This window comes from Pseudomonas fluorescens (assembly GCF_002837185.1).
GTDB classification, from domain to species: Bacteria; Pseudomonadota; Gammaproteobacteria; order Pseudomonadales; family Pseudomonadaceae; genus Aquipseudomonas; species Aquipseudomonas fluorescens_AM.
In genome coordinates this window covers 24265-44135 of sequence record NZ_KZ477986.1, presented here as the reverse complement: position 1 = coordinate 44135, position 19871 = coordinate 24265, and the positions used below count along the sequence as shown (strand labels likewise).

At 60.8% G+C, this 19871-nt stretch carries 15 protein-coding genes; 7 read left to right on the top strand and 8 right to left on the bottom strand.

The genetic code is table 11. The features are described from left to right. Nucleotides 1-81: 81 nt before the first annotated feature. A complete protein-coding gene (locus CIB54_RS02295; protein ID WP_065949762.1) occupies nt 82-1914 on the top strand; it encodes an ABC transporter ATP-binding protein in 1833 nt (610 codons plus the stop codon). A gap of 122 nt (nt 1915-2036) precedes the next feature. On the opposite strand, the gene CIB54_RS02290 is transcribed toward CIB54_RS02295, so the two are convergent. The 3 genes from CIB54_RS02290 to CIB54_RS02280 all read right to left on the bottom strand — a co-directional run bounded on the left by CIB54_RS02290 (nt 2037) and on the right by CIB54_RS02280 (nt 3743). Next, complete coding sequence (locus CIB54_RS02290) at nt 2037-2285, bottom strand: BrnA antitoxin family protein (protein ID WP_065887908.1); 249 nt, start codon at nt 2283-2285, stop codon at nt 2037-2039. Further along, the gene (locus CIB54_RS02285) at nt 2263-2541 is read right to left on the bottom strand and encodes a BrnT family toxin (protein ID WP_065949763.1); all 279 of its coding nucleotides are present in this window, start codon (nt 2539-2541) and stop codon (nt 2263-2265) included. The genes CIB54_RS02290 and CIB54_RS02285 overlap by 23 nt, the downstream gene beginning before the upstream one ends. Before the next feature lie 77 nt (nt 2542-2618). Beyond that, nucleotides 2619-3743, bottom strand: coding sequence for a GNAT family N-acetyltransferase (locus CIB54_RS02280; RefSeq protein WP_101218428.1), 1125 nt, complete (start codon nt 3741-3743; stop codon nt 2619-2621). Between the two features lie 286 nt (nt 3744-4029). Between CIB54_RS02280 and CIB54_RS02275 the strand changes: the two genes are divergently transcribed. After that, nucleotides 4030-5352, top strand: coding sequence for a putative porin (locus tag CIB54_RS02275; protein ID WP_065949765.1), 1323 nt, complete (start codon nt 4030-4032; stop codon nt 5350-5352). A 103-nt stretch (nt 5353-5455) separates the two neighbouring features. Here CIB54_RS02275 and CIB54_RS02270 read toward each other — a convergent pair whose 3' ends face one another. The 4 genes from CIB54_RS02270 to hrpA form a co-directional block, all read right to left on the bottom strand. Continuing rightward, the gene (locus CIB54_RS02270; RefSeq protein WP_101218426.1) at nt 5456-5689 is read right to left on the bottom strand and encodes an anti-sigma factor family protein; all 234 of its coding nucleotides are present in this window, start codon (nt 5687-5689) and stop codon (nt 5456-5458) included. Beyond that, a complete protein-coding gene (locus CIB54_RS02265) occupies nt 5683-6297 on the bottom strand; it encodes an RNA polymerase sigma factor (protein WP_065949767.1) in 615 nt (204 codons plus the stop codon). The genes CIB54_RS02270 and CIB54_RS02265 overlap by 7 nt, the downstream gene beginning before the upstream one ends. Before the next feature lie 119 nt (nt 6298-6416). Continuing rightward, entirely contained in the window at nt 6417-7538 is a 1122-nt protein-coding gene (locus tag CIB54_RS02260; protein ID WP_065949768.1) for a beta-ketoacyl-ACP synthase III, read from the bottom strand. A gap of 507 nt (nt 7539-8045) precedes the next feature. After that, nucleotides 8046-11957 carry an ATP-dependent RNA helicase HrpA gene (hrpA, locus tag CIB54_RS02255; protein WP_101218424.1) on the bottom strand — a complete coding sequence of 1304 codons (3912 nt, stop codon included), beginning with the start codon at nt 11955-11957 and terminating at the stop codon, nt 8046-8048. Nucleotides 11958-12260: 303 nt separating this feature from the next. On the opposite strand from hrpA, the gene CIB54_RS02250 reads away from it, so the two are divergent. Together CIB54_RS02250 and CIB54_RS02240 are read left to right on the top strand one after the other, a co-directional pair. Continuing rightward, entirely contained in the window at nt 12261-12995 is a 735-nt protein-coding gene (locus CIB54_RS02250; RefSeq protein WP_101218422.1) for a hypothetical protein, read from the top strand. 36 nt (nt 12996-13031) lie between these two features. Then, nucleotides 13032-14270, top strand: a complete 1239-nt coding sequence (locus tag CIB54_RS02240; RefSeq protein WP_232790517.1) for a hypothetical protein — start codon at nt 13032-13034, stop codon at nt 14268-14270. Between the two features lie 211 nt (nt 14271-14481). Here CIB54_RS02240 and aceK read toward each other — a convergent pair whose 3' ends face one another. Next, nucleotides 14482-16197, bottom strand: a complete 1716-nt coding sequence (gene aceK, locus CIB54_RS02235) for a bifunctional isocitrate dehydrogenase kinase/phosphatase (protein WP_065949773.1) — start codon at nt 16195-16197, stop codon at nt 14482-14484. Between the two features lie 153 nt (nt 16198-16350). Here aceK and CIB54_RS02230 point away from each other — a divergent pair, with 153 nt between their 5' ends. The 3 genes from CIB54_RS02230 to CIB54_RS02220 all read left to right on the top strand — a co-directional run bounded on the left by CIB54_RS02230 (nt 16351) and on the right by CIB54_RS02220 (nt 19818). Continuing rightward, complete coding sequence (locus tag CIB54_RS02230; RefSeq protein ID WP_065949774.1) at nt 16351-17256, top strand: DMT family transporter; 906 nt, start codon at nt 16351-16353, stop codon at nt 17254-17256. 103 nt (nt 17257-17359) lie between these two features. Beyond that, nucleotides 17360-18151, top strand: coding sequence for a CPBP family intramembrane glutamic endopeptidase (locus CIB54_RS02225; protein WP_101218643.1), 792 nt, complete (start codon nt 17360-17362; stop codon nt 18149-18151). 101 nt (nt 18152-18252) lie between these two features. After that, nucleotides 18253-19818 (top strand): methyl-accepting chemotaxis protein, encoded by a 1566-nt coding sequence (locus CIB54_RS02220; protein WP_065949776.1) that lies wholly within the window; start codon nt 18253-18255, stop codon nt 19816-19818. The last annotated feature ends 53 nt before the right edge of the window (nt 19819-19871 follow it).

Here is a 19871-nt window from a genome sequence, read left to right as displayed (position 1 = left end):
GTCTGCAGGAACTTCCGCACGTTGCCCACAAGGCGACGTGCGCATTTGAAAGGAGAGCCCGCACGGCGGGCGTCAAGCCTAATGCTCTATCGTCGTTTTGAAAAACTGATCGATATTTTTCGCGCCCCCCCAAGCGAAGCCCCGCCCGACAACGTCCTGCCCTTCTACCTCTACTACCTGCGCCAGGTGTGGCCGTGTTTTGCCGCGCTGTTGGTGGTGGGCCTGATCGGTGCGCTGATCGAGGTCGCGCTGTTCAGCTACCTGAGCCGCATCATCGACCTGGCCCAGGGCACGCCGCCCGCGAATTTCTTCCAGGTGCACAGCACCGAGCTGATCTGGATGGCTGTGGTCGCCCTGCTGCTGCGGCCGATTTTCAACAGCCTGCATGACTTGCTGGTGCACCAGACCATCAACCCCGGCATGACCAGCCTGATCCGCTGGCAGAACCACAGCTATGTGCTCAAGCAGAGCCTGAATTTCTTCCAGAATGATTTCGCCGGGCGGATTGCCCAACGCATCATGCAAACCGGCAACTCGTTGCGTGACTCTGCGGTGGCAACAGCGGAAGCCATCTGGCACGTGTCGATCTATGCCATCACCTCGCTGGTGTTGTTTGCCGAGGCCGACTGGCGGCTGATGATTCCGTTGATCATCTGGATCGTCTGCTACTGCCTGGCATTGCGTTACTTCGTGCCACGGGTCAAGGAGCGTTCGGTGATCTCTTCCGAAGCGCGCTCCAAACTCATGGGGCGCATCGTCGACGGCTACACCAACATCACCACCTTGAAGCTGTTTGCCCATACGCAGAATGAGCAGGAATACGCCAAGGAAGCGATTGTCGAGCAAACCGAGAAAACCCAACTGGCGGCGCGCGTGCTCACCAGCATGGACGCGGTCATCACCGTCCTGAACGGCCTGCTGATCGTCACCACCACCGGCCTGGCCCTGTGGCTGTGGACGCAGTCGCTGATTTCCGTCGGCGCCATTGCCCTGGCCACCGGCCTGGTGATTCGCATCGTCAATATGTCCGGCTGGATCATGTGGGTGGTCAACGGCATTTTCGAAAACATCGGTATCGTGCAGGATGGCCTCAAGACCATCGCCCAGCCGCTTGCGGTGGTCGACCGCGCCGACGCCCCGCGCCTGACAGTGCCCCATGGCCTGGTGCGCTTCGAGCAGGTGGATTTCCACTACGGCAAGCGGAGCGGGATCATTGGCGGCCTGAACCTCGAGATCAGGGCCGGGGAAAAGATCGGCCTGATCGGCCCGTCCGGTGCGGGCAAGTCGACGCTGGTCAACCTGCTGCTGCGCCTCTACGACCTGCAGGGCGGGCGCATCCTGATCGACGGCCAGGACATCGCCGAAGTCGCCCAGGAAAGCCTGCGCGCGCAGATCGGCATGATCACCCAGGACACCTCGCTCCTGCACCGCTCGATCCGCGACAACTTGCTGTATGGCAAGCCGCAGGCCTGCGACGAAGAACTCTGGGCCGCCGTGCACAAGGCGCGCGCCGACGAGTTTATCCCGCTGCTGTCGGATTCCGAAGGCCGTACCGGGCTGGATGCCCATGTGGGCGAGCGTGGGGTGAAACTCTCCGGCGGCCAGCGCCAACGGATCGCCATCGCCCGCGTGCTGCTCAAGGATGCGCCGATCCTGATCATGGACGAAGCCACCTCGGCACTCGACTCCGAAGTGGAAGCCGCGATCCAGGAGAGCCTGGAAACCCTGATGCAGGGCAAGACCGTGATTGCGATCGCGCATCGACTCTCGACCATCGCGCGGATGGACCGTCTGGTCGTACTGGAGAAAGGCCAGATCGCCGAAAGCGGCAGCCACGCCCAACTGCTGGCCCATGGCGGGCTGTATGCGCGGTTGTGGCAGCACCAGACGGGTGGGTTTGTCGGCATCGATTGAAGGTATCGAGACCCACACGACTCAAAATAAGAGCGGGCCTTGATCGTTCCCCCGCTCCGCGTGGGAACGATCTTACGGTCAGGCCTGCCGATAGGGCAGCGCCGACCTTTTTAACGTGTTGATCAGCCTTGATGAGCCTGCATGTATTGGCGCAAAAGCTGGTTAATACGGGTCTGGTAGCCAGTGCCTTGACCTTTGAACCACTCTAAAACATCGGCATCAAGTCGAATGGTGACCGCCTGCTTCACAGGAACACGCAGTTCAGCACGTCGAAAAAACTCAGCATCCAGTTCAGGAATTTCACTGGTATCAATATCTTTATCACTCATCTTGGCCAGGCGCTCCCAATCAGTTTTCGATGTTTGCGTCATAATATTTGGCCTCCTTCTTGGTTGCTTTTCGGGCGGAAATGATACGGATAACATCGCCACGCCGTTCGGTGTATACGACAACACCAATCAATAATTTGATCCAGCCAATACTGATCCAACGCTCTTCGTCATAATCCGCTCGATCATCGCGCAAGGCCAGCATTGGATGTCTGAAGATATCCGGAACGTCGTTGAAATCGATGCCGTGCTTAGCAATGTTGGCCTTATTTTTTGAATCATCCCACTCAAAATGCATGGCACGCTCTGTATGTACTTTTGTACATACAGGATAGCGATTTCAGCTTCTTTGACCAGTTCTGCCAGACCGGTGGCTCAGGCCTGCCGATAAGGCAGCGCCGACCTCGCCTCTTCGGCATACGCCAGAATGCCCACCCGCTCGCGCTCGAGGAAATCCTCCACGGCGTTTTTCAGTCCCGGATGGCGCAGGTAATGCCACGAACGGGTAATCACCGGCTCAAAGCCACGAATCAATTTGTGCTCGCCTTGAGCGCCGGCATCGAAGCGTTGCAGGCCGTGGGCGATGGCGTAGTCCATGCCCTGGTAGAAACAGGTCTCGAAATGCAGCCGGTCGAACTCCGCCAGACAGCCCCAATAGCGGCCGTAGAAGCTGTCACCGCCGATCAGGCTGAACGCCATTGCCACCGGGCGTGAGCCCTGTTTGGCCAGGACCACGCGAATCGCCTCGGGCATACGCTCGGCCAGCAGGCTGAAAAACGCCCGGGTCAGGTAGGGCGACTGGCGGCGTACCGCGTAGGTGTTGGCGTAACAGGCGTAGACAAAATCCCACTGGGCTTCGCTCAACTGATGGCCCTGTAACCACTCGAACTCAATGCCCTGCCCCGCCACCTGTTCGCGCTCTTTGCGCATCTGTTTACGCTTGCGTGAACTCAGGGCATCGAGAAAGTCCTGGAAGTCGCGGTAGCCCCGATTCTGCCAATGGAATTGGCAGCCCAGGCGCTGCAGCCAGCCGGGTTGCCGGGCCAGTGCGTCATCGGCCAGCGCGTCGGTGAAATTGATATGGGCGCTCGACAGCCCTTCGATTTCCAGGTAACCGGGCAGGCTGTTCAGCAGTTCGAAGCCGTCCTCGGCATTGGCGGCCAACAACCTCGGACCGCTGACCGGACTGAACGGCACGGCCGTCAGCAGCTTGGGGTAGTAGTCGATGCCGGCGCGCGAGCAGGCGTCGGCCCAGCCGTGATCGAACACGTACTCGCCGTAGGAATGCCACTTGCGATAACCGGGCAATGCCGCCACCAGCCGCTCACCTTCCCAATGCAGCAAGTGCTCCGGTCGCCAGCCCGAATGGGCCCCCAGGCTGGCACTGTCCTCCAGTGCGCTCAGGAACGCATGCCGCACGAACGGCTGGGCCTGCGGCGCCAGGGCATCCCAGGCCTGCGGGGTGATGTCGGACAGGCTGTCCAGGCGTTGCAGCGGCATTGGCATCTTCTCTGTGTCTTGGGCGTGAAAGCCTGGCGAGTATCGCCTATCACAGCCGTGTGCACACCCCGAAAAAACCCACGACACAACTCGAAATCAATAGTTCCGTGGGCAAACGAATTGTCATGGAGATGAAATCACTTGGCCACTACTGCGTCATAAACCGTCGCGATACTGACGCCTGTTTTTAGAGCACCCGGGTTTGCCAGGTGGCCTTTTTTCCGTCCGTCATCGGTCGGTTGTGTCCTGGAGGGTTTGTTACCCCTCCTCACTTTCGGAGATTGATATGCGTCTTGCTTCCACTAAAACTGCGGCGGTCCTGTGCGGCGGCCTGTTGCTGGCCCTGAGCGTTCCGGCCAGCGCTGCAGTCGACGCTAAGTTGCTCGACATGCTCAAGGCCAACGGCCAGATCACCGCTTCGCAGTACACCGAATTGCAGAACGAGTTGGCCAAGGACCAGAAAGAACAGCAGATCGCACGCCAGGCCCAACAGGAAACCAACGAACAGATCGCGGCCACCGCGAAAAAGACCAACGAGCTGAGCAGCTTCGACCAGAAGCTGGCGTGGGCCGCCAAGACTCAGTTCAAGGGCGATGTGCGCTTTCGCCAGGAAACCATCAAGATCGATGGCGAGCCCAACAACGGCGGGCGTGACAAGGACCGTCAACGTATCCGCGCGCGCCTGGGTGCCTACACCGAGATCAACCCGCAAGTGGACACCGGTATCCGTATCGCCACCGGCGGCGGCGACGATGCGCGTTCCACCAACCAGGACCAGGATGGTTACTTCGATAAGAAATCGATCTGGCTGGACCTCGGCTATATCGACTACCACCCGGACCAGATCAAGAACCTGCACGTGATCGGCGGCAAGATGCTGCAACCGTGGGTGAGCATGGGCGATGTGATCTGGGACAGCGACATCAACCCGGAAGGCCTGGCCGTCACCTACAAATACCCATTGGGCAGCAGTGCCGAATTGTTCGGCAGCCTGGGCAACTACAACCTCAAGGACAACGTCGACGGCGACGGCGTGCAATTTCGCCACGACCTGCGTCTGACATCCGGCCAGTTGGGCACGCGTTTCTCGCTGACCGACAACCTGAAAATGACCCTGGGCGGCAGTGTCTACGCCTACCAGAACGACAAGGACAGCCGCTGCACGACCACCACCACGCCTTGCGCACTGGCGGTCAACGGCAACTCGGCCAACGGTGAATTCCGTCTGTACGAAGGGTTTGCCCAAGCCGACATCGGCGGCCTGGCAGTGCCGTTGGCCTTCTACGGCCAATACGTGAAAAACAACGATGCCGTGACCGACCAGGACACCGCCTGGTTGGTGGGTGCCAAGTCCAAGGTGTTCGGTTTCAACCTGGACTACAACTACCGCGATACGCAACGTGACGCAGTGGTAGGCGCCTTCACCGATTCGGACTTCGCCAACGGCACCACCGGTTCGCGCGGTCACAAGATGAAGGTCAGCTACGACATCGACAAGAACTTCGCCCTGGGCGCCACGTACTTCCTGACCAAGGCTGACTACGCCAGCCGTACCCAGCGTGATGCCAACACCAACACCCTGCAGCTGGATGCTGAAGCCAAGTTCTAACCTCACCCTGTAGGCGCAAGCTGGCTCGCGAAGAACGAACAGGCAGCGCGGTTATCCAGGCTACCCGCGCTATCGTTGACGTTTTTCGCGAGCCAGCTCGCGCCTACACACCTTTACGCCGCTGGGCCGCGAGTCGCTCGGCCAGCGCATCCGCATCCTGCACCGGCTCGTCCGGCATGATCCGCAACGTCGCCTGCATCAGGCGCATCTGACGGATAAATCGTCGGCAGTTGGGGCAGAACATCAAGTGATGACGCACCAGCAGACGCTCACGAAAGGTCAATTGCGCATCGAGGTAGTCACTGGAACGTGCCACTTGTTCCTTACACGTCAACATTCGCCCGTTTCCTCAAAGTGCTCCACTGTGGCAAAGACTTTAAGCCGTGCCCGGTGCAACAACACACGCACATTGGAGAGCGAGAGCGTCAGAAGATTACAGATTTCTTCCAGCTCCAGGCCCTGGCGCTCACGCAGCACCAGCACGCTGCTTTGCAATTGGGACAGGCTCAGAAGCGTGTGCTCCAGGCAGTCGCGCAATTCCTCTTCGGTCAGCAAGGCTTCCGGGGTGTCCTGGTGCCAGGCATACGGCGCTACGGCCCAGTGTCCATCGTCAGGCGTAAAGCGTTCATCACCGATGGTTCCATGGGGAGAAGGCAAGTCGTCAAGCAACACTTCCCGACGATTTTGCTTGTAGCGGCCCTTGGCGGCGTTCGCGGTGATGGTCAGCAACCAGGTCTTCAGGCTGGAGCGCCCTTCGAACCTGGCGAGGCTGCGTACCACTGACAGCCAGGCATCCTGCACCACTTCATCGGCATGCCGCTGGCCGACGATGGCATAGGCCACCGCCCGCATCGCACTCTGGTACGTGGTGACCAACTCCTTGTAGGCCCGCTGCTCGCCCTTGAGCAGGCGTTCAAGCAGATGCGTGTCGTCCGCTGCCGCCATCGTTTACCTCAATCTCGCCTTGGAAATACGCTCAACGCGGGAGCGATGATTAAGGCACACCGAGCCGATGCCTTCGCAGGCAAGCCTGCTCCCACATTTGCCCGCGTCCGGCCGCGCAATCAGCGTTTACGCAGGATCACACTGCCAATCGAATACCCGGCGCCGAAAGAGCTGAGTACGGCGACAGCGCCCTTGGGCAGGTCATCCTGATAGGTGTGAAACGCAATCACCGAGCCTGCCGAACTGGTATTGGCGTAGGTATCGAGGATCACCGGCGCTTCTTCCACCGAAGCCTCGCGCCCCAACAGTTTCTTCACGATCAAGTGGTTCATGCTCAGGTTGGCCTGGTGCAGCCAGAAGCGCTTCACATCCGTGACGCCCAGCTGGTTTTCTGCCAGGTGCGCGCCAATCAATTCGGCCACCATCGGGCAGACATCGCGGAACACCTTGCGGCCTTCCTGCACGAACAGTTTGTCCGGCGCGCCGACGCCCTCTTCCGCGGTGCGGTTGAGGAAACCGAAGTTGTTGCGGATGTTGTTGGAGAACTGGGTCAGCAGCTTGGTGCTCACCACGTCGAACTGGTGCTCGGAGGTCGCCAGGTCGGCACGCTCGAGGATCACCGCCGTGGCGGCATCGCCGAAGATGAAGTGGCTGTCGCGGTCACGGAAATTCAGGTGGCCGGTGCAGACTTCCGGGTTGACCATCAGGATCGCCCGGGCCTGGCCCAGCTGGATGCTGTTGGCGGCATTCTGGATACCGAAGGTGGCCGAGGAACACGCCACGTTCATGTCAAACCCGAAGCCCTGGATACCCAGGGCTTCCTGCACCTCGATGGCGATGGCCGGGTAGGCACGCTGCAGGTTGGAACAGGCGACGATCACGCCATCGATATCGGCGGCGGTCTTGCCGGCGCGTTGCAGGGCCTGTTCGGCCGCGCCGACGGCCATCTGGCAGAGCACCGACCATTCGTCGTTGCTGCGCTCGGGCAAGCGTGGGGCCATGCGCTGCGGGTCAAGAATGCCGTCCTTGTCCATCACGAAGCGGCTCTTGATGCCCGAGGCTTTTTCAATGAATGCCGCACTGGACTCCGTCAGCGCCTGCACGTCGCCGCGCTCGATGGCCGCGGCGTTTTCGCTGTTGAACTGCTGCACATAGGTATTGAAAGACTGCACCAGCTCTTCGTTGGAGATGCTGTTGGCCGGGGTGTACAGGCCAGTGCCGCTGATGACGACGTTATGCACGGTCGTTCCTCTAAATCTGTCAGGCAGAAGATATTGGTACCGTCGTACCAAACTGTAGGTCGTTTGATTCCATCCAGCGGGCATCAAACTGGCAATGCTTTATTCCATCACGTCGCTGCTACGACGATTCCGGCATTTATGGGCGCGAAGTTTGCCACAAACACTGGGGTTTGGCGCCACTTCCCGGACAAACACCGTTTAAAGGCAGGAGGGAGCTTGCTCCCGATGGCGGTGTATCAGTCAAGACATCAGTGGCCGACACTCAGTCATCGGGGGCAAGCCCCCTCCCACAGTGGGACCGTGTTACCAGTTGCTTGCTGCGGTACTGGACCCAAATCCTTGTCGGAAATTTCCTCGATAGTCCGGCTGCACACAGCTCACAATGTGGGAGGAGGCTTGCTCCCGATGGCGGTGTATCAGTCAAGACATCAGTGGCTGACACTCAGTCATCGGGGGCAAGCCCCCTCCCACCTTTGATCGCTGCTCACTTGGGAAACTGGGCAGCCCTCAAGGCTCTACCTGGCTCCATTGCTTGCTCAATCGCTTGTCGGATATGGGCACCTTGGTACCCAACTGCTGGCCGAACAACGACACCCGATATTCCTCCAGCCACCAGCGATACAGTTCCAGCTGAGGATCGCGCTTGCCTTCCTGGGCGTGCTTGTTCAGGCGGTTCTGGTACTGGGCCCACCGGCCGCTCAGTTCGGTGCTCCACACACGGTCCTTCTGCACCTGGCTCGGCAGTTTTTCCAGGCGCAACTCAATGGCCTTGAGGTAACGCGGCAGCTCCTTGAACCACTGCGCCGGAGTTTCGCGCACAAAACCCGGGTACACCAGATGACTCAACTGCTGCTTGATATCGTTCAAGGCCACTGCCTGGGCCAGGTCGATCTTGCCTTTGAAGCGTTTTTGCAGGCCATGCCAGAGTTTCAGCACTTCCAGGGTCAGGCGCGCCAGACGCTCGGCGTGCTCGGTCCAGCCGCCACGCTTGCGCTCGGCCAGCGCGGCCAGCCCGGCGCCATCGCGCGGTAGATTGGTTTCGCCTTCCAGTACGCAGGTGTCGAGACTGGCGAGCAGGATATCTTCGACCAGTGCATCGATGCGCCCCAGTTCGCGATACATCAGGCCCAACTCGGTCAGCCCCGGCAATTTGCCGCGCAGGAATTTCGCCGGTTCCGCCAGTTGCTGCATGAGCAGGCGTTGCAAGGCACGGCGGTGCTGGAATTCGGCCTCGGCGGCCGTGGAGAAACGCCCCTCCTTGACCGTGCCGTTTTCTTCCACCAGCGCCGGGTAGACCGTCATCGACAGGCCGGCGATGTTTTGCTGGGTCTTCTCCGCCACGGGTGCGAACACCTTGGCTTCTACCGGTTGCTGGCTTTTTGCGGTTTGCGGTACCGCCAGCGCCGCCTGGCTGGCCTCGGCGAAACGCGCCGTCAGCTGCGCCAGGTCACGGCCTTCGCCGAGGAATTTACCCTGACCATCAACCACTTCCAGGTTCATCTTCAGGTGGTTTTCCACCTGCTGCGCCGCCTCGGCCCAGGCTTCATCGCTGACCCGCGCACCGGTCATGCGCAGCAATTCGCGGCCCAGCGCCTGGGGCAGCGAGCCCTGGCCAAACTCGATGCGCTGCAGCGCCGCCTTGACGAAATCCGGCACCGGCACAAAGTTCTTGCGCAGCGCCTTGGGCAAGTTGCGCACCAGCGCGATGCACTTGGCTTCGATCACCCCCGGCACCAGCCATTCCAGGCGCTCGGCCGGCAATGCCGGCAACAGCGGCGCCGGCACACGCAGGGTGACGCCGTCACGCGGGTGATTGGGCTCGAAGTGGTAACTCAAGGCCAGGGCCAGGTCGCCCAGGTGCAAGGTGTCCGGGTAATGCGCGGCGGTGACTTCACTGGCTTCGCGGGCCAGTACGTCTTCCTCGCGCATGATCAGCAGTTGCGGGTCTTTCTGGCTGTTGACCTTGTACCAGCTGTCGAAGGTCGCCGTCTGGTGGATCTCTGCCGGCAGGCGCGCATCGTAGAAGGCGTAGAGGGTTTCCTCGTCGGCCAGGATGTCACGTCGGCGCGCCTTGGCTTCCAGTTCGTCGAGCTGCTCCAGCAGTTGCTGGTTGGCCGCAAGGCACTTGGCGCGGGACTGGATTTCCCCACGCACCAGGCCTTCACGGATAAACAACTCACGGGACACCGCCGGATCGATCGGCCCGTAATGCACCGGCCGGCGTCCGACCACGATCAGCCCGAACAAGGTGATCTGTTCAAACGCCACCACCTGGCCGCGCTTTTTCTCCCAATGCGGTTCGAAATGGTTTTTCTTGATCAAGTGCCCGGCCAGCGGTTCGATCCAGTCGGCGTCGATCTTGGCCACCATGCGCGCATACAGCTTGGTGGTTTCCACCAGTTCAGCGGCCATCAGCCATTGCGGACGTTTCTTGCCGATGCCCGAGGAGGGATGAATCCAGAAGCGCCGCTGACGCGCGCCCAGGTAGTCGCCGTCCTCGGTCTTCTGGCCGATCTGGCTGAGCAAGCCAGACAGCACCGCCTTGTGCAATTTCGGGAAGTCGGCCGGTTCCTTGTTGATCGTCAACTGCATGTCGCGGCAGATCAGGCTCAACTGGCGATGGGAGTCGCGCCATTCGCGCAGGCGCAGGTAGTTGAGGAAGTTCTTTCGACACCAGTTGCGCAGCGGGCTGGCGGTCAGTGCCTGGCGCTGCTCTTCAAAGCCGCGCCACAGATTGACCAGCCCGGCGAAGTCCGAATCCGGGTCTTTCCACTGCGCATGGGCCTGGTCGGCGGCCTGCTGGCGCTCCGGCGGACGCTCGCGCGGGTCCTGGATCGACATGGCGCTGGCCACGATCAGCACTTCCTGCAAGCTGCCCAGTTTGGCGGCTTCGAGCAGCATGCGGCCCATGCGCGGGTCCACCGGCAGGCGCGCCAGCTGGCGGCCCAACGGTGTGAGCTGGCTGTTGCGGTCCACCGCCGACAGCTCTTGCAGCAGGTTGAAACCGTCGCTGATGGCCTTGCCATCCGGCGGTTCGATAAACGGAAAGTCGGTGATTTCGCCCAGGCGCAGGTGCAGCATCTGCAGGATCACCGCCGCCAGGTTGGTGCGCAGGATTTCAGGGTCGGTAAATTCCGGGCGCCCGATAAAGTCTTCTTCGCTGTACAACCGAATGCAGATGCCCGGCTCGACCCGGCCGCAACGGCCTTTACGCTGGTTGGCGCTGGCCTGGGAGATCGCTTCGATCGGCAAGCGCTGCACCTTGGCGCGGTAGCTGTAGCGGCTGATGCGCGCGGTGCCGCTGTCGATCACATAACGAATGCCCGGCACCGTCAACGAGGTTTCCGCGACGTTGGTCGCCAGTACCACGCGGCGGCCCGTGTGCGATTGGAAAATGCGCTGTTGCTCGGCCGGTGACAGGCGCGCATACAGCGGCAGGATTTCAGTGTGCTTGAGCTGGGCCTTGCGCAGCATCTCGGCGGCGTCGCGAATCTCGCGTTCGCCGGGCAGGAACACCAGCACATCGCCGGGGCTGCGCCGTTCGCTGCGCTCATAGGCGGCGATTTCATCGAGGGTGGCGAGGATCGCCTGGTCGACGGTGAGGTCGTCCTCGACGCGGTTGCCCTCCTCATCCTGCTCCAGCGTCAGCGGGCGGTACCAGGTGTCGACCGGGAACGTGCGGCCCGAGACCTCGACAATCGGCGCATCGTCGAAGTGTTTGGAGAAACGGTCAAGGTCGATGGTGGCCGAGGTAATGATGACTTTCAGGTCGGGCCGGCGCGGCAACAGCGTCTTGAGGTAACCGAGCAGGAAGTCGATGTTCAGGCTGCGCTCATGGGCTTCGTCGACGATGATCGTGTCATAGCGTTCCAGGTAGCGGTCGTTCTGGGTTTCCGCCAGCAGGATACCGTCGGTCATCAGCTTGATCAGCGTATTGGAATCGCTCTGGTCCTCGAAGCGCACCTGATAGCCGACCAACGCGCCGAGCGGCGTGGCCAGTTCTTCGGCGACACGGCTGGCAACGCTGCGCGCGGCGATCCGGCGTGGCTGGGTATGGCCGATCAGGCCGTATTGGCCACGGCCGATTTCCAGGCAGATTTTCGGCAACTGGGTGGTTTTACCCGAGCCGGTTTCGCCGGCAATGATCAGCACCTGATGCTTGTTCAGCGCAGCCTTGATCTCGTCACGCTTGGCCGCAATCGGCAGGCTGTCGTCGTAACGAATCACCGGCAGGCTCGCACGCCGCGCCGTGACCTGGGCGCAGGACGCCTGCATGCGCGCCACCCACTGCGCCAGCTTCTGCTCGTCGGGCTTTTTGCGCAGCTCAAGCAACTGCCGGCGCAAACGGTGGCGGTCGGCGAGCATGGCGTGATCGAGGGTGTCGAGCAGTTGGTCGAGGGTGGGGGCTTGGTCAGTCATCAGGTACGCAAAGGTCTTTATAGTGAGGCAGGTGAGCCTGCGGTGACATGATCGTAAGGCGGCAATTGTCGCAGATTTCTGACCTTGTGAACGAACCAGGCTCTTTCATCACCGTAACAAGGCAGTTTCCTAGGCGTGCAGCAGGCTATTCTGAGCCCGACGAGCACGCCCCAGCCCACTCCCTCATCAGACTCTTCATACAGGGCTATCAGAGCTCTTCATATGGCTTGGCCACAGTCCGGCGCGCTTTACTGCGACAACACCTGCACTCCCACTCTCCGCTGCTCGCCAAGGAAAAACCTGATGCCCACACCCATTGCGGAATCGCCCACTTTCCCGACGACATGGACATTGCACACGGTCCCCGCTTATACGGAGGAGCAGGACCCCGCCCTGGAACAGCGTGCTCGCAGCGCTCAGGCCTATTTCAACACGCTGCAAATGTACGCCGAAGATACGCACCCGGACTCGGTCAGGCAGCTCGAATCACAACGACCTGCATCGCTCCCGCCCAGCTACTGGCAGGCCACGAACAGCATCAGCCCTCAGCCCGCACGTGACGCAAACGACGAGCAAGACACAGCCAACCCCTCCCCCCATCAGGATGCAACACAGTTTTCTCCCCATTTGTCAGGAAGAGCGCTGTCCCAGGCAGTCAAACATGTGCACCGCCTCGACCGCCTGCTCGAGCGGGCTGAACAACTGGGCGCATTGTTGATGAGCCATGGCCAGGAGCAGGGAACATCGATTGATCTGGAAACCGTCGGGAATCTCTGGCGCAAGATAGGTAGCCTCAAAAATTCCTGGGCCAACGGCGCTTTCGCTGGGTCATCGCAGCTGGTCACTCAATTGGCCGGCCAGTGCCTCACTGTTCCGCGAGCATTGAAGGAGAACGACCTGAAAGCAGCGATAGACAACCTGTGGAATATTGCGCAAGCCGAATACCGAAACGTTTACCTGCCCGACCCGCTGAGCGCATCTCCAATCCTGGCACAGGTCTACAGATTGGCTGAAGAACTGAAGAACGCAGACATTTGAGGCCCACTACCACTCAACCGTAGCGCAGATGCCATTATGACCAGACCCGAAGTATTTCCCTCCAACCCACTTGGTTCCACCGTGGGCCAGCTGTTCCAGCAGACCCGCGCTATCCATGAAGCGGTGGTCAACAGTCTGGTAGGGCAAGGGCACCGACACATACTCGACAACGCTCGGCGGCTTGAACAGACGTTGTTCAGCCCTGTCAGTCCCATGCTGGCGAGTGCACCGCAGGACAGAGGCCATCAGCTTCAAGCCTGGATGCATATTTCAAGGATTAATGACGCGCTTGCAACCTTCGACCAGCAAAGCCGCAGCCATTTCGCCGTGCAACCAGATGACAGGACAAGCCTGCAAGTCCTCCAGCAACGCTACGCGCAACTGACAGCTCGCGTGGAGCAACGCACTGCCCTGCTGGATCGACGCGCAGCGTGGGCCACCGCCGCCCCGCCACCGCCCTGCGAGCTGGACCCGATAACGGTTGCCGTCCTGCAGCCTGCACCACTGAGCAAGCAGTTGAGTGGGCACGGCCTGGAACAGGCGGTCAAACATATCAACGTCCTGGACAAAGAGATTGCGCTGCTGGATAGCCACATCCGGCAACAGCCGCTCCCACTCTCTCACGCCGAGGAAGACCTCTTTCTCAAACAACGCAACGCCATGACCGATTATCGCAATGCATGGGCGACGGGCCGTTTGAAAGGCAGCAGCCAGTTCAAATCCTCCATCGGCCTGGTTCCGGAGCGCAAACGCCTGGAGCAGAATCTCGAGCGGCACAAGCAACTGGCATCGGTGGAACTGACACTCCACCGACTGGACCGCACTGTCGATACCGCACAGCGCAACGGCCTGGGGGATAAACTCTCGTCCCAGGCGGTCGATGCCGCACGGGGCGCCTTGGTGAATTTGCGCGATGCCTGGCGCAACGGCAATCTTGATGGCAGCTCGATCGAGGGCATGAACCCCGCGCTGCTGCTGACTGCGCCAAACAACCGCCGAATCAAACTGGAACTGGCCGTCATCGAAAAAGGCTTTGTACAACTGAACGCAGTGCCCCGCACGGAACAAGCTGACAGCGCCCAGGAGCGCGCGCAGTTCAAGTCACTGGTTCATTCCAATACCAGCATGCACGTCAAGCAGGCGGCTATCAGTCAACTTAAAGAAAGCAATAAACAGCGAGCGCTGGTGGCTGAACTGAACACCGACTTGCGCAATATCTATACAGATCTGGCAAACAATCTGGCCCTTCACGGCATGACCGCTTCACATCAATAACGCGATAGAGAAAATGCCTGATACACCCAGGCCCGCCTGGATCGATTGAAGGGGAACAGGTTGGCGCAGACGTCGTGCGGCCTTGAGACGGTCAATCAAATGGGGCCGCACGGCCTTATCCGCCTTGTCGAATGGGCAAAAAAATCAGTCCCCCCATGCGGACTGTTTGGGCCACGCCGTAGCGCTGGCTCAATCGCGCAGACCCGGTGACTCAAGACATGCCTTCCCACTTGCGCCGATAGGGAAACACATCAATCACCTTCCCAGCCCGAATCGCCTCCTGCAGGCCCTTCCAGTAATCGGCGTTGTACAACTCGCCATGCAACTCATCGAACAACCTGCGCTGGCCAGCATCGGCAAACAGGAACGGCGGGAACTCTTCAGGGAACACGTCCAGCGGGCCGATGGAGTACCAGGGTTCCGATGCCATTTCATCCTCGGGAGTGCGCGGCGCGGGGATGTGGCGGAAGTTGGCTTCGGTGAGAAAGCAGATTTCATCGTAGTCGTAGAACACCACCCGGCCGTGACGGGTGACGCCGAAGTTCTTGAGCAGCATATCGCCAGGGAAGATATTCGCCGCCGCCAACTGCTTGATCGCCAGGCCGTAGTCTTCCAGGGCTTCGCGCACCTGGGCGGGGTTGGCGTTGTCGAGGTAGAGGTTGAGCGGGGTCATGCGCCGTTCGGTCCAGCAGTGGCGAATGAGCACCGTGTCGCCGTCTACCTGGACCGTGCCGGCGGCGACTTCCAGCAACTCGGCCAGGCACTCGGGCTCGAACTTGCTCAAGGGAAAGCGGAAGTCGGCGAACTCCTGGGTATCGGCCATGCGCCCTACCCGGTCGACGCTTTTCACCAAGCGATACTTTTCGATCACCGTGGCGCGGTTGACGTTTTTCGACGGCGAAAAGCGATCCTTGATGATCTTGAACACGGTGTTGAAGCCCGGCAGGGTGAACACGCTCATGACCATGCCGCGCACACCCGGGGCCATGATGAACTGGTCATCGGTGGTAGCCAGGTGGTTGATCAGGGCGCGATAGAACTCCGACTTGCCGTGTTTATAAAAACCGATGGAGGTGTATAGCTCGGCAATGTGCTTGCCGGGCAGGATGCGTTTGAGAAAGCCGATGAACTCCGCAGGTACCGGCACATCGACCATGAAGTACGACCGGGTGAAGGAGAAGATGATCGACACGTCGGCTTCATCAGTGATCAACGCATCGATCTGGATGCCCCGTTCTTCGCGGTGCAGCAAGGGGATCACCAACGGCCACTGTTCGTCGCGGGTGTAGATACGTCCGACGAGGTAGGCGCCTTTATTGCGGTAGAGCACCGAGGAAAACAGCTCGACGTTCAGGTCCGGGTCTTTGCACACCCAGTCCGGCAGGTTTTCCCGCAGTTGCGCTTCGAGGCGTCGCAGGTCGGCAGGCAAGTCGGCGTAGGGCTCACTGAAGCTGTAGTCCGAGAAAATCTGCGCGAGCATCTCGGTTATATTGCCGACAGGCGTGTAGGAGCGGGTTTGCGCTGCCCGCGCCCGCCGCTGGCTGGGCCGCGTGGTATGAATGAACATGCAGCCGTCGCTGATCAGGTCATGACTGAACAGGCCGCAGAACACCGAGTTGTACCAGGTTTCGGACAGCTCATCGTCAAAGCGCAGGTCGATCAGGCCGATGTAGGCACTTTTCACCAGGGGCCACAGGTCGATGTCCTGCAACGTGCCCGCATCGAAAGCGGCGCGCAGACGCGCCGTGACCTCCCCCACCTTATCTTCGTAGAGGTTGATGCGCGCCGCCGAAGCGGCCTGCCCTTGCTGCCACTGGGCTTTTTCGAAGCGTTCGCGCGCGCCATCGGTAATTTGGCGAAAGTGCTCTCGGTAGTCGTCGAAACCGTCGAGGATCATCCGGGCGATAGCGAGGGCGGGCTGCGACATACGGAAAACCTCGAACGGGTTGCGGGAAGCCCTGAGCTTAGCCAGTGAAGCGCGGCAGGAGAAGGCCGATTTTTCATCGGCGACGCTACTTAGCGATTGTGTCGACCGGGACGCTGGGCAACACTCCCCCGCCTGATTGCGTAGGAGTTTTCCGTGAAACCTGTCGACACCCTCTACTTGCTGGGACTGGCCGCCATCTGGGGTGCAAGTTTCCTGTTCATGCGCATCATCGCGCCGGAAATCGGCACCGTGCCGACCGCGTTTTTCCGCGTATCGATCGCTGCCGCCGGCTTGTTGGTGATTCTTGCACTGATGCGCGTGAGCTGGGATTTCCAGGGCAAGTTCAAGACCGTCCTGCTGTTGGGCGTGATCAACTCCGGAATTCCGGCAACCATGTACTCGGTGGCGGCCCAGGTATTGCCGGCGGGTTATTCAGCGATCTTCAACGCCACCACCCCCTTGATGGGCGTGCTGATTGGCGGGCTGTTCTTCAGTGAACGCCTGACACCGTCGAAAATCGCGGGTGTAGCCTTGGGGCTGTTTGGCGTAGCCGTGCTCACGCGTGCGGGGCCGGTGGCATTTGACATGGAATTGTTGATGGGCGCGATGGCGTGCCTACTGGCGACCACCTGCTATGGCTTTGCCGGTTTTCTGGCACGGCGCTGGCTGGATCAACGCGGCGGTTTGGACAGCCGCCTGTCAGCCTTGGGCAGCATGCTCGGCGCCACCTTGTTCTTGCTGCCGTTGTTTGCCTACAGCGCCATCAGCCAGCCACCGGTGAGCTGGGGTGGGTGGCAGGTGTGGATGTCGTTGCTGGGGTTGGGCCTGGTGTGTACGGCCTTTGCCTACATTTTGTACTTTCGCCTGCTGTCATCCATCGGGCCGGTCAAATCGATGACCGTGACCTTCATGATCCCGCCGTTCGGCGTGTTGTGGGGCGCGCTGTGGCTGGATGAGCCGCTGTCCATGGCTCACCTGTACGGTGGGGTGCTGATTGCAGGGGCGCTGTGGCTGGTGCTGCGGCCACACAACAGTAGGCGCGAGCCACGAGCAGCCTGAATGCACGCGCGGCTCCCGGATACTTGAGGCCATGGAGGCGTTTTCATTCCGTCGAGCCGGACCGCTCGCTATAATGCCGGCCGTTTTTTTCGAAGGTCTTCACATGACTGCTCTGCCCTGGCTGTACCTCACGCTGCTTTCCATTGGCTATGTCCTGGCCTTGAGCTACGGCCAACTGGGCGTGCTGGCGGCGGTCTCAGTGGCGCTGTTGCTGGTGGCCGGGTATGCCGTACGCCAGCAACGCAACCCTTGGGCACGCTACCTGGGTCACGGCTTGTTTATCGTCCTGGCCCTGGGCCTAGCGATGCATTGGCTGCCGGGTTTCCATAATGGCCGCGGCATTGCGCCCCAGCGCTTCACTCCGGACGCCGTGCCGTTCTCGATGTACCTGAACCAGGACAAACCCCTGATCGGCTTCTGGTTATTGCTGGCCTGCCCATGGATCGTGGCGCGGCGTTCATTGCGCCTGTCGATCTGCGTCACGGCCCTGGCACTCACCCTGACCGCCATCGCCGCGCTGGGTGGCGCAGCCCTGCTTGGGATAATCAGTTGGGCGCCGAAGTGGCCGGACCAGGCGTGGTTATGGGTGTTGAACAACCTGCTGCTGGTGACGCTGGTGGAAGAGGCGCTGTTTCGTGGCTATATCCAGGGTGGCCTGAGCCAACGCTTCAAACACCTGCCCTACGGCGACAACCTCGCGCTGCTGCTGGCCTCGCTTATATTCGGCCTTGTGCATTTTGGCGCCGGTTGGCACTGGGTGCTGCTGGCGAGCATTGCCGGTGTCGGTTACGGCCTGGCGTATCGGTTTGGCGGGCTCGGCGCAGCGATTGCCACGCACTTTGGCTTGAATCTGCTTCACTTCGGCCTGTTCACCTACCCGATACTGGCTAGCTGAACCTTCCTGACGGTAGGAGGGAGCTGGATTGTTGCAAAAATAAGTTAAATAAACGCCCGCCATGGCCGATAACCCGTGAAAGCCTTGCGGATTGAACAATCATGCGTAATAACCAACCCGTTACCCAGCGCGAACGTACCTTCCCCGCTCAGCAACGGTTGATCTCCACCACAGACGCCAAGGGCGTGATTACCTACTGCAACGACGCCTTTGTCGAAATCAGTGGGTTCACCCGCGACGAACTGACCCGTGCCCCGCACAACCTGGTGCGTCACCCGGATGTTCCGGCGGCGGTGTTCGCGCATATGTGGTCGACGCTCAAACAAGGCTTGCCATGGATGGGCATTGTCAAGAATCGCTGCAAGACCGGTGATCACTACTGGGTTAACGCCTATGTGACGCCGGTTTTCGACGGCAACCAGGTGATCGGTTACGAATCGGTGCGCATCAAGCCCACCGCCGAGCAGATCCGCCGGGCCGAAGCGCTCTATCAACGCATCAACCAGGGCAAGTCGGCCGTTCCCCAGCGGGACAAGTGGCTGCCGGTGCTGCAGGACTGGCTGCCGTTTATCCTGGTCAGCCAGTTGAGTTTCATGATCGGCGCCACCCTCACGTCCCAATGGGGCTTTGCCTTGGCTGCAGGGCTGTCGGTGCCGTTGGGCCTGCTCGGCCTGAGCTGGCAACAGCGCGGCCTCAAGCGTTTGCTGCGCCTGGCCGAGCAGACCACCTCCGACCCGCTGATCGCGCAGATGTACACCGACAGCCGTGGCGCCCAGGCGCGCCTGGAGATGTCGATCCTCAGCCAGGAAGCGCGTCTGAAGACCTGCCTCACCCGCCTGCAGGACACCGCCGAACACCTCAACGACCAGGCGGCGCAGTCCAACACCCTGGCGCACAACAGCTCCAGCGGCCTGGAGCGCCAACGCGTGGAGACCGAACAAGTGGCCACGGCGGTCAACCAGATGGCGGCGACCACCCAGGAAGTCGCCAGCCATGTGCAGCGCACGGCGGATGCCACCCAGGAAGCCAATCGCCTGACCGGTCGCGGCCGCGATATCGCCGGGGAAACCCGCGAGGCGATCCAGCGCCTGTCGGTGGCGGTGGGCGAGACCGGTGTCACCGTCACGCAATTGGCCAAGGACAGCGATGAAATCGGCGGCGTGGTGGATGTGATCAAGGGCATTGCCGACCAGACCAACCTGCTGGCGCTCAATGCCGCTATCGAAGCCGCGCGTGCCGGTGAGATGGGCCGTGGGTTTGCGGTGGTGGCCGATGAAGTGCGCCAGTTGGCGCAACGCACCGCCGAGTCGACCGGACAGATTCATACCCTGATCGCCAAGCTGCAAAGCACCGCGGCCGCAGCCGTGCAAACCATGGACGCCGGGCATCGCCAGGCCGAAGAGGGTGTAGCGCGGGTGATGGAAGCGGATCAGGCGCTGGTGGGCATCAGTGAGGCGGTGGCCAATATTACCGACATGACCACTCAGATCGCCGCCGCCACCGAAGAGCAAAGCGCGGTTGCAGAAGAGATCAGCCGCAATATCAGCACCATTGCGCTGTTGGCGGACCAGACCTCGGAGCAGGCGATGAACTCGGCGCAGTTGAGTGAAGAGCTGACGCATACCGCCAATACCCAGTACTCGCTGGTGGAGCGTTTCAACCGCTAGACCGCTATCGGGGGCAAGCCTCCTCCCACACTCGACCGAGTTCCAAGGTTGGA

Excerpts from the sequence above, each read along its gene's own strand:
- CIB54_RS02295 (WP_065949762.1), top strand. The coding sequence starts at position 82 with ATGCTCTATCGTCGTTTTGAAAAACTGATCGATATTTTTCGCGCCCCC.
- CIB54_RS02290 (WP_065887908.1), bottom strand. The coding sequence starts at position 2,285 with ATGACGCAAACATCGAAAACTGATTGGGAGCGCCTGGCCAAGATGAGT.
- CIB54_RS02285 (WP_065949763.1), bottom strand. The coding sequence starts at position 2,541 with ATGCATTTTGAGTGGGATGATTCAAAAAATAAGGCCAACATTGCTAAG.
- CIB54_RS02280 (WP_101218428.1), bottom strand. The coding sequence starts at position 3,743 with ATGCCGCTGCAACGCCTGGACAGCCTGTCCGACATCACCCCGCAGGCC.
- CIB54_RS02275 (WP_065949765.1), top strand. The coding sequence starts at position 4,030 with ATGCGTCTTGCTTCCACTAAAACTGCGGCGGTCCTGTGCGGCGGCCTG.
- CIB54_RS02270 (WP_101218426.1), bottom strand. The coding sequence starts at position 5,689 with ATGTTGACGTGTAAGGAACAAGTGGCACGTTCCAGTGACTACCTCGAT.
- CIB54_RS02265 (WP_065949767.1), bottom strand. The coding sequence starts at position 6,297 with ATGGCGGCAGCGGACGACACGCATCTGCTTGAACGCCTGCTCAAGGGC.
- hrpA (WP_101218424.1), bottom strand. The coding sequence starts at position 11,957 with ATGACTGACCAAGCCCCCACCCTCGACCAACTGCTCGACACCCTCGAT.
- CIB54_RS02250 (WP_101218422.1), top strand. The coding sequence starts at position 12,261 with ATGCCCACACCCATTGCGGAATCGCCCACTTTCCCGACGACATGGACA.
- CIB54_RS02240 (WP_232790517.1), top strand. The coding sequence starts at position 13,032 with ATGACCAGACCCGAAGTATTTCCCTCCAACCCACTTGGTTCCACCGTG.
- aceK (WP_065949773.1), bottom strand. The coding sequence starts at position 16,197 with ATGTCGCAGCCCGCCCTCGCTATCGCCCGGATGATCCTCGACGGTTTC.
- CIB54_RS02225 (WP_101218643.1), top strand. The coding sequence starts at position 17,360 with ATGACTGCTCTGCCCTGGCTGTACCTCACGCTGCTTTCCATTGGCTAT.
- CIB54_RS02220 (WP_065949776.1), top strand. The coding sequence starts at position 18,253 with ATGCGTAATAACCAACCCGTTACCCAGCGCGAACGTACCTTCCCCGCT.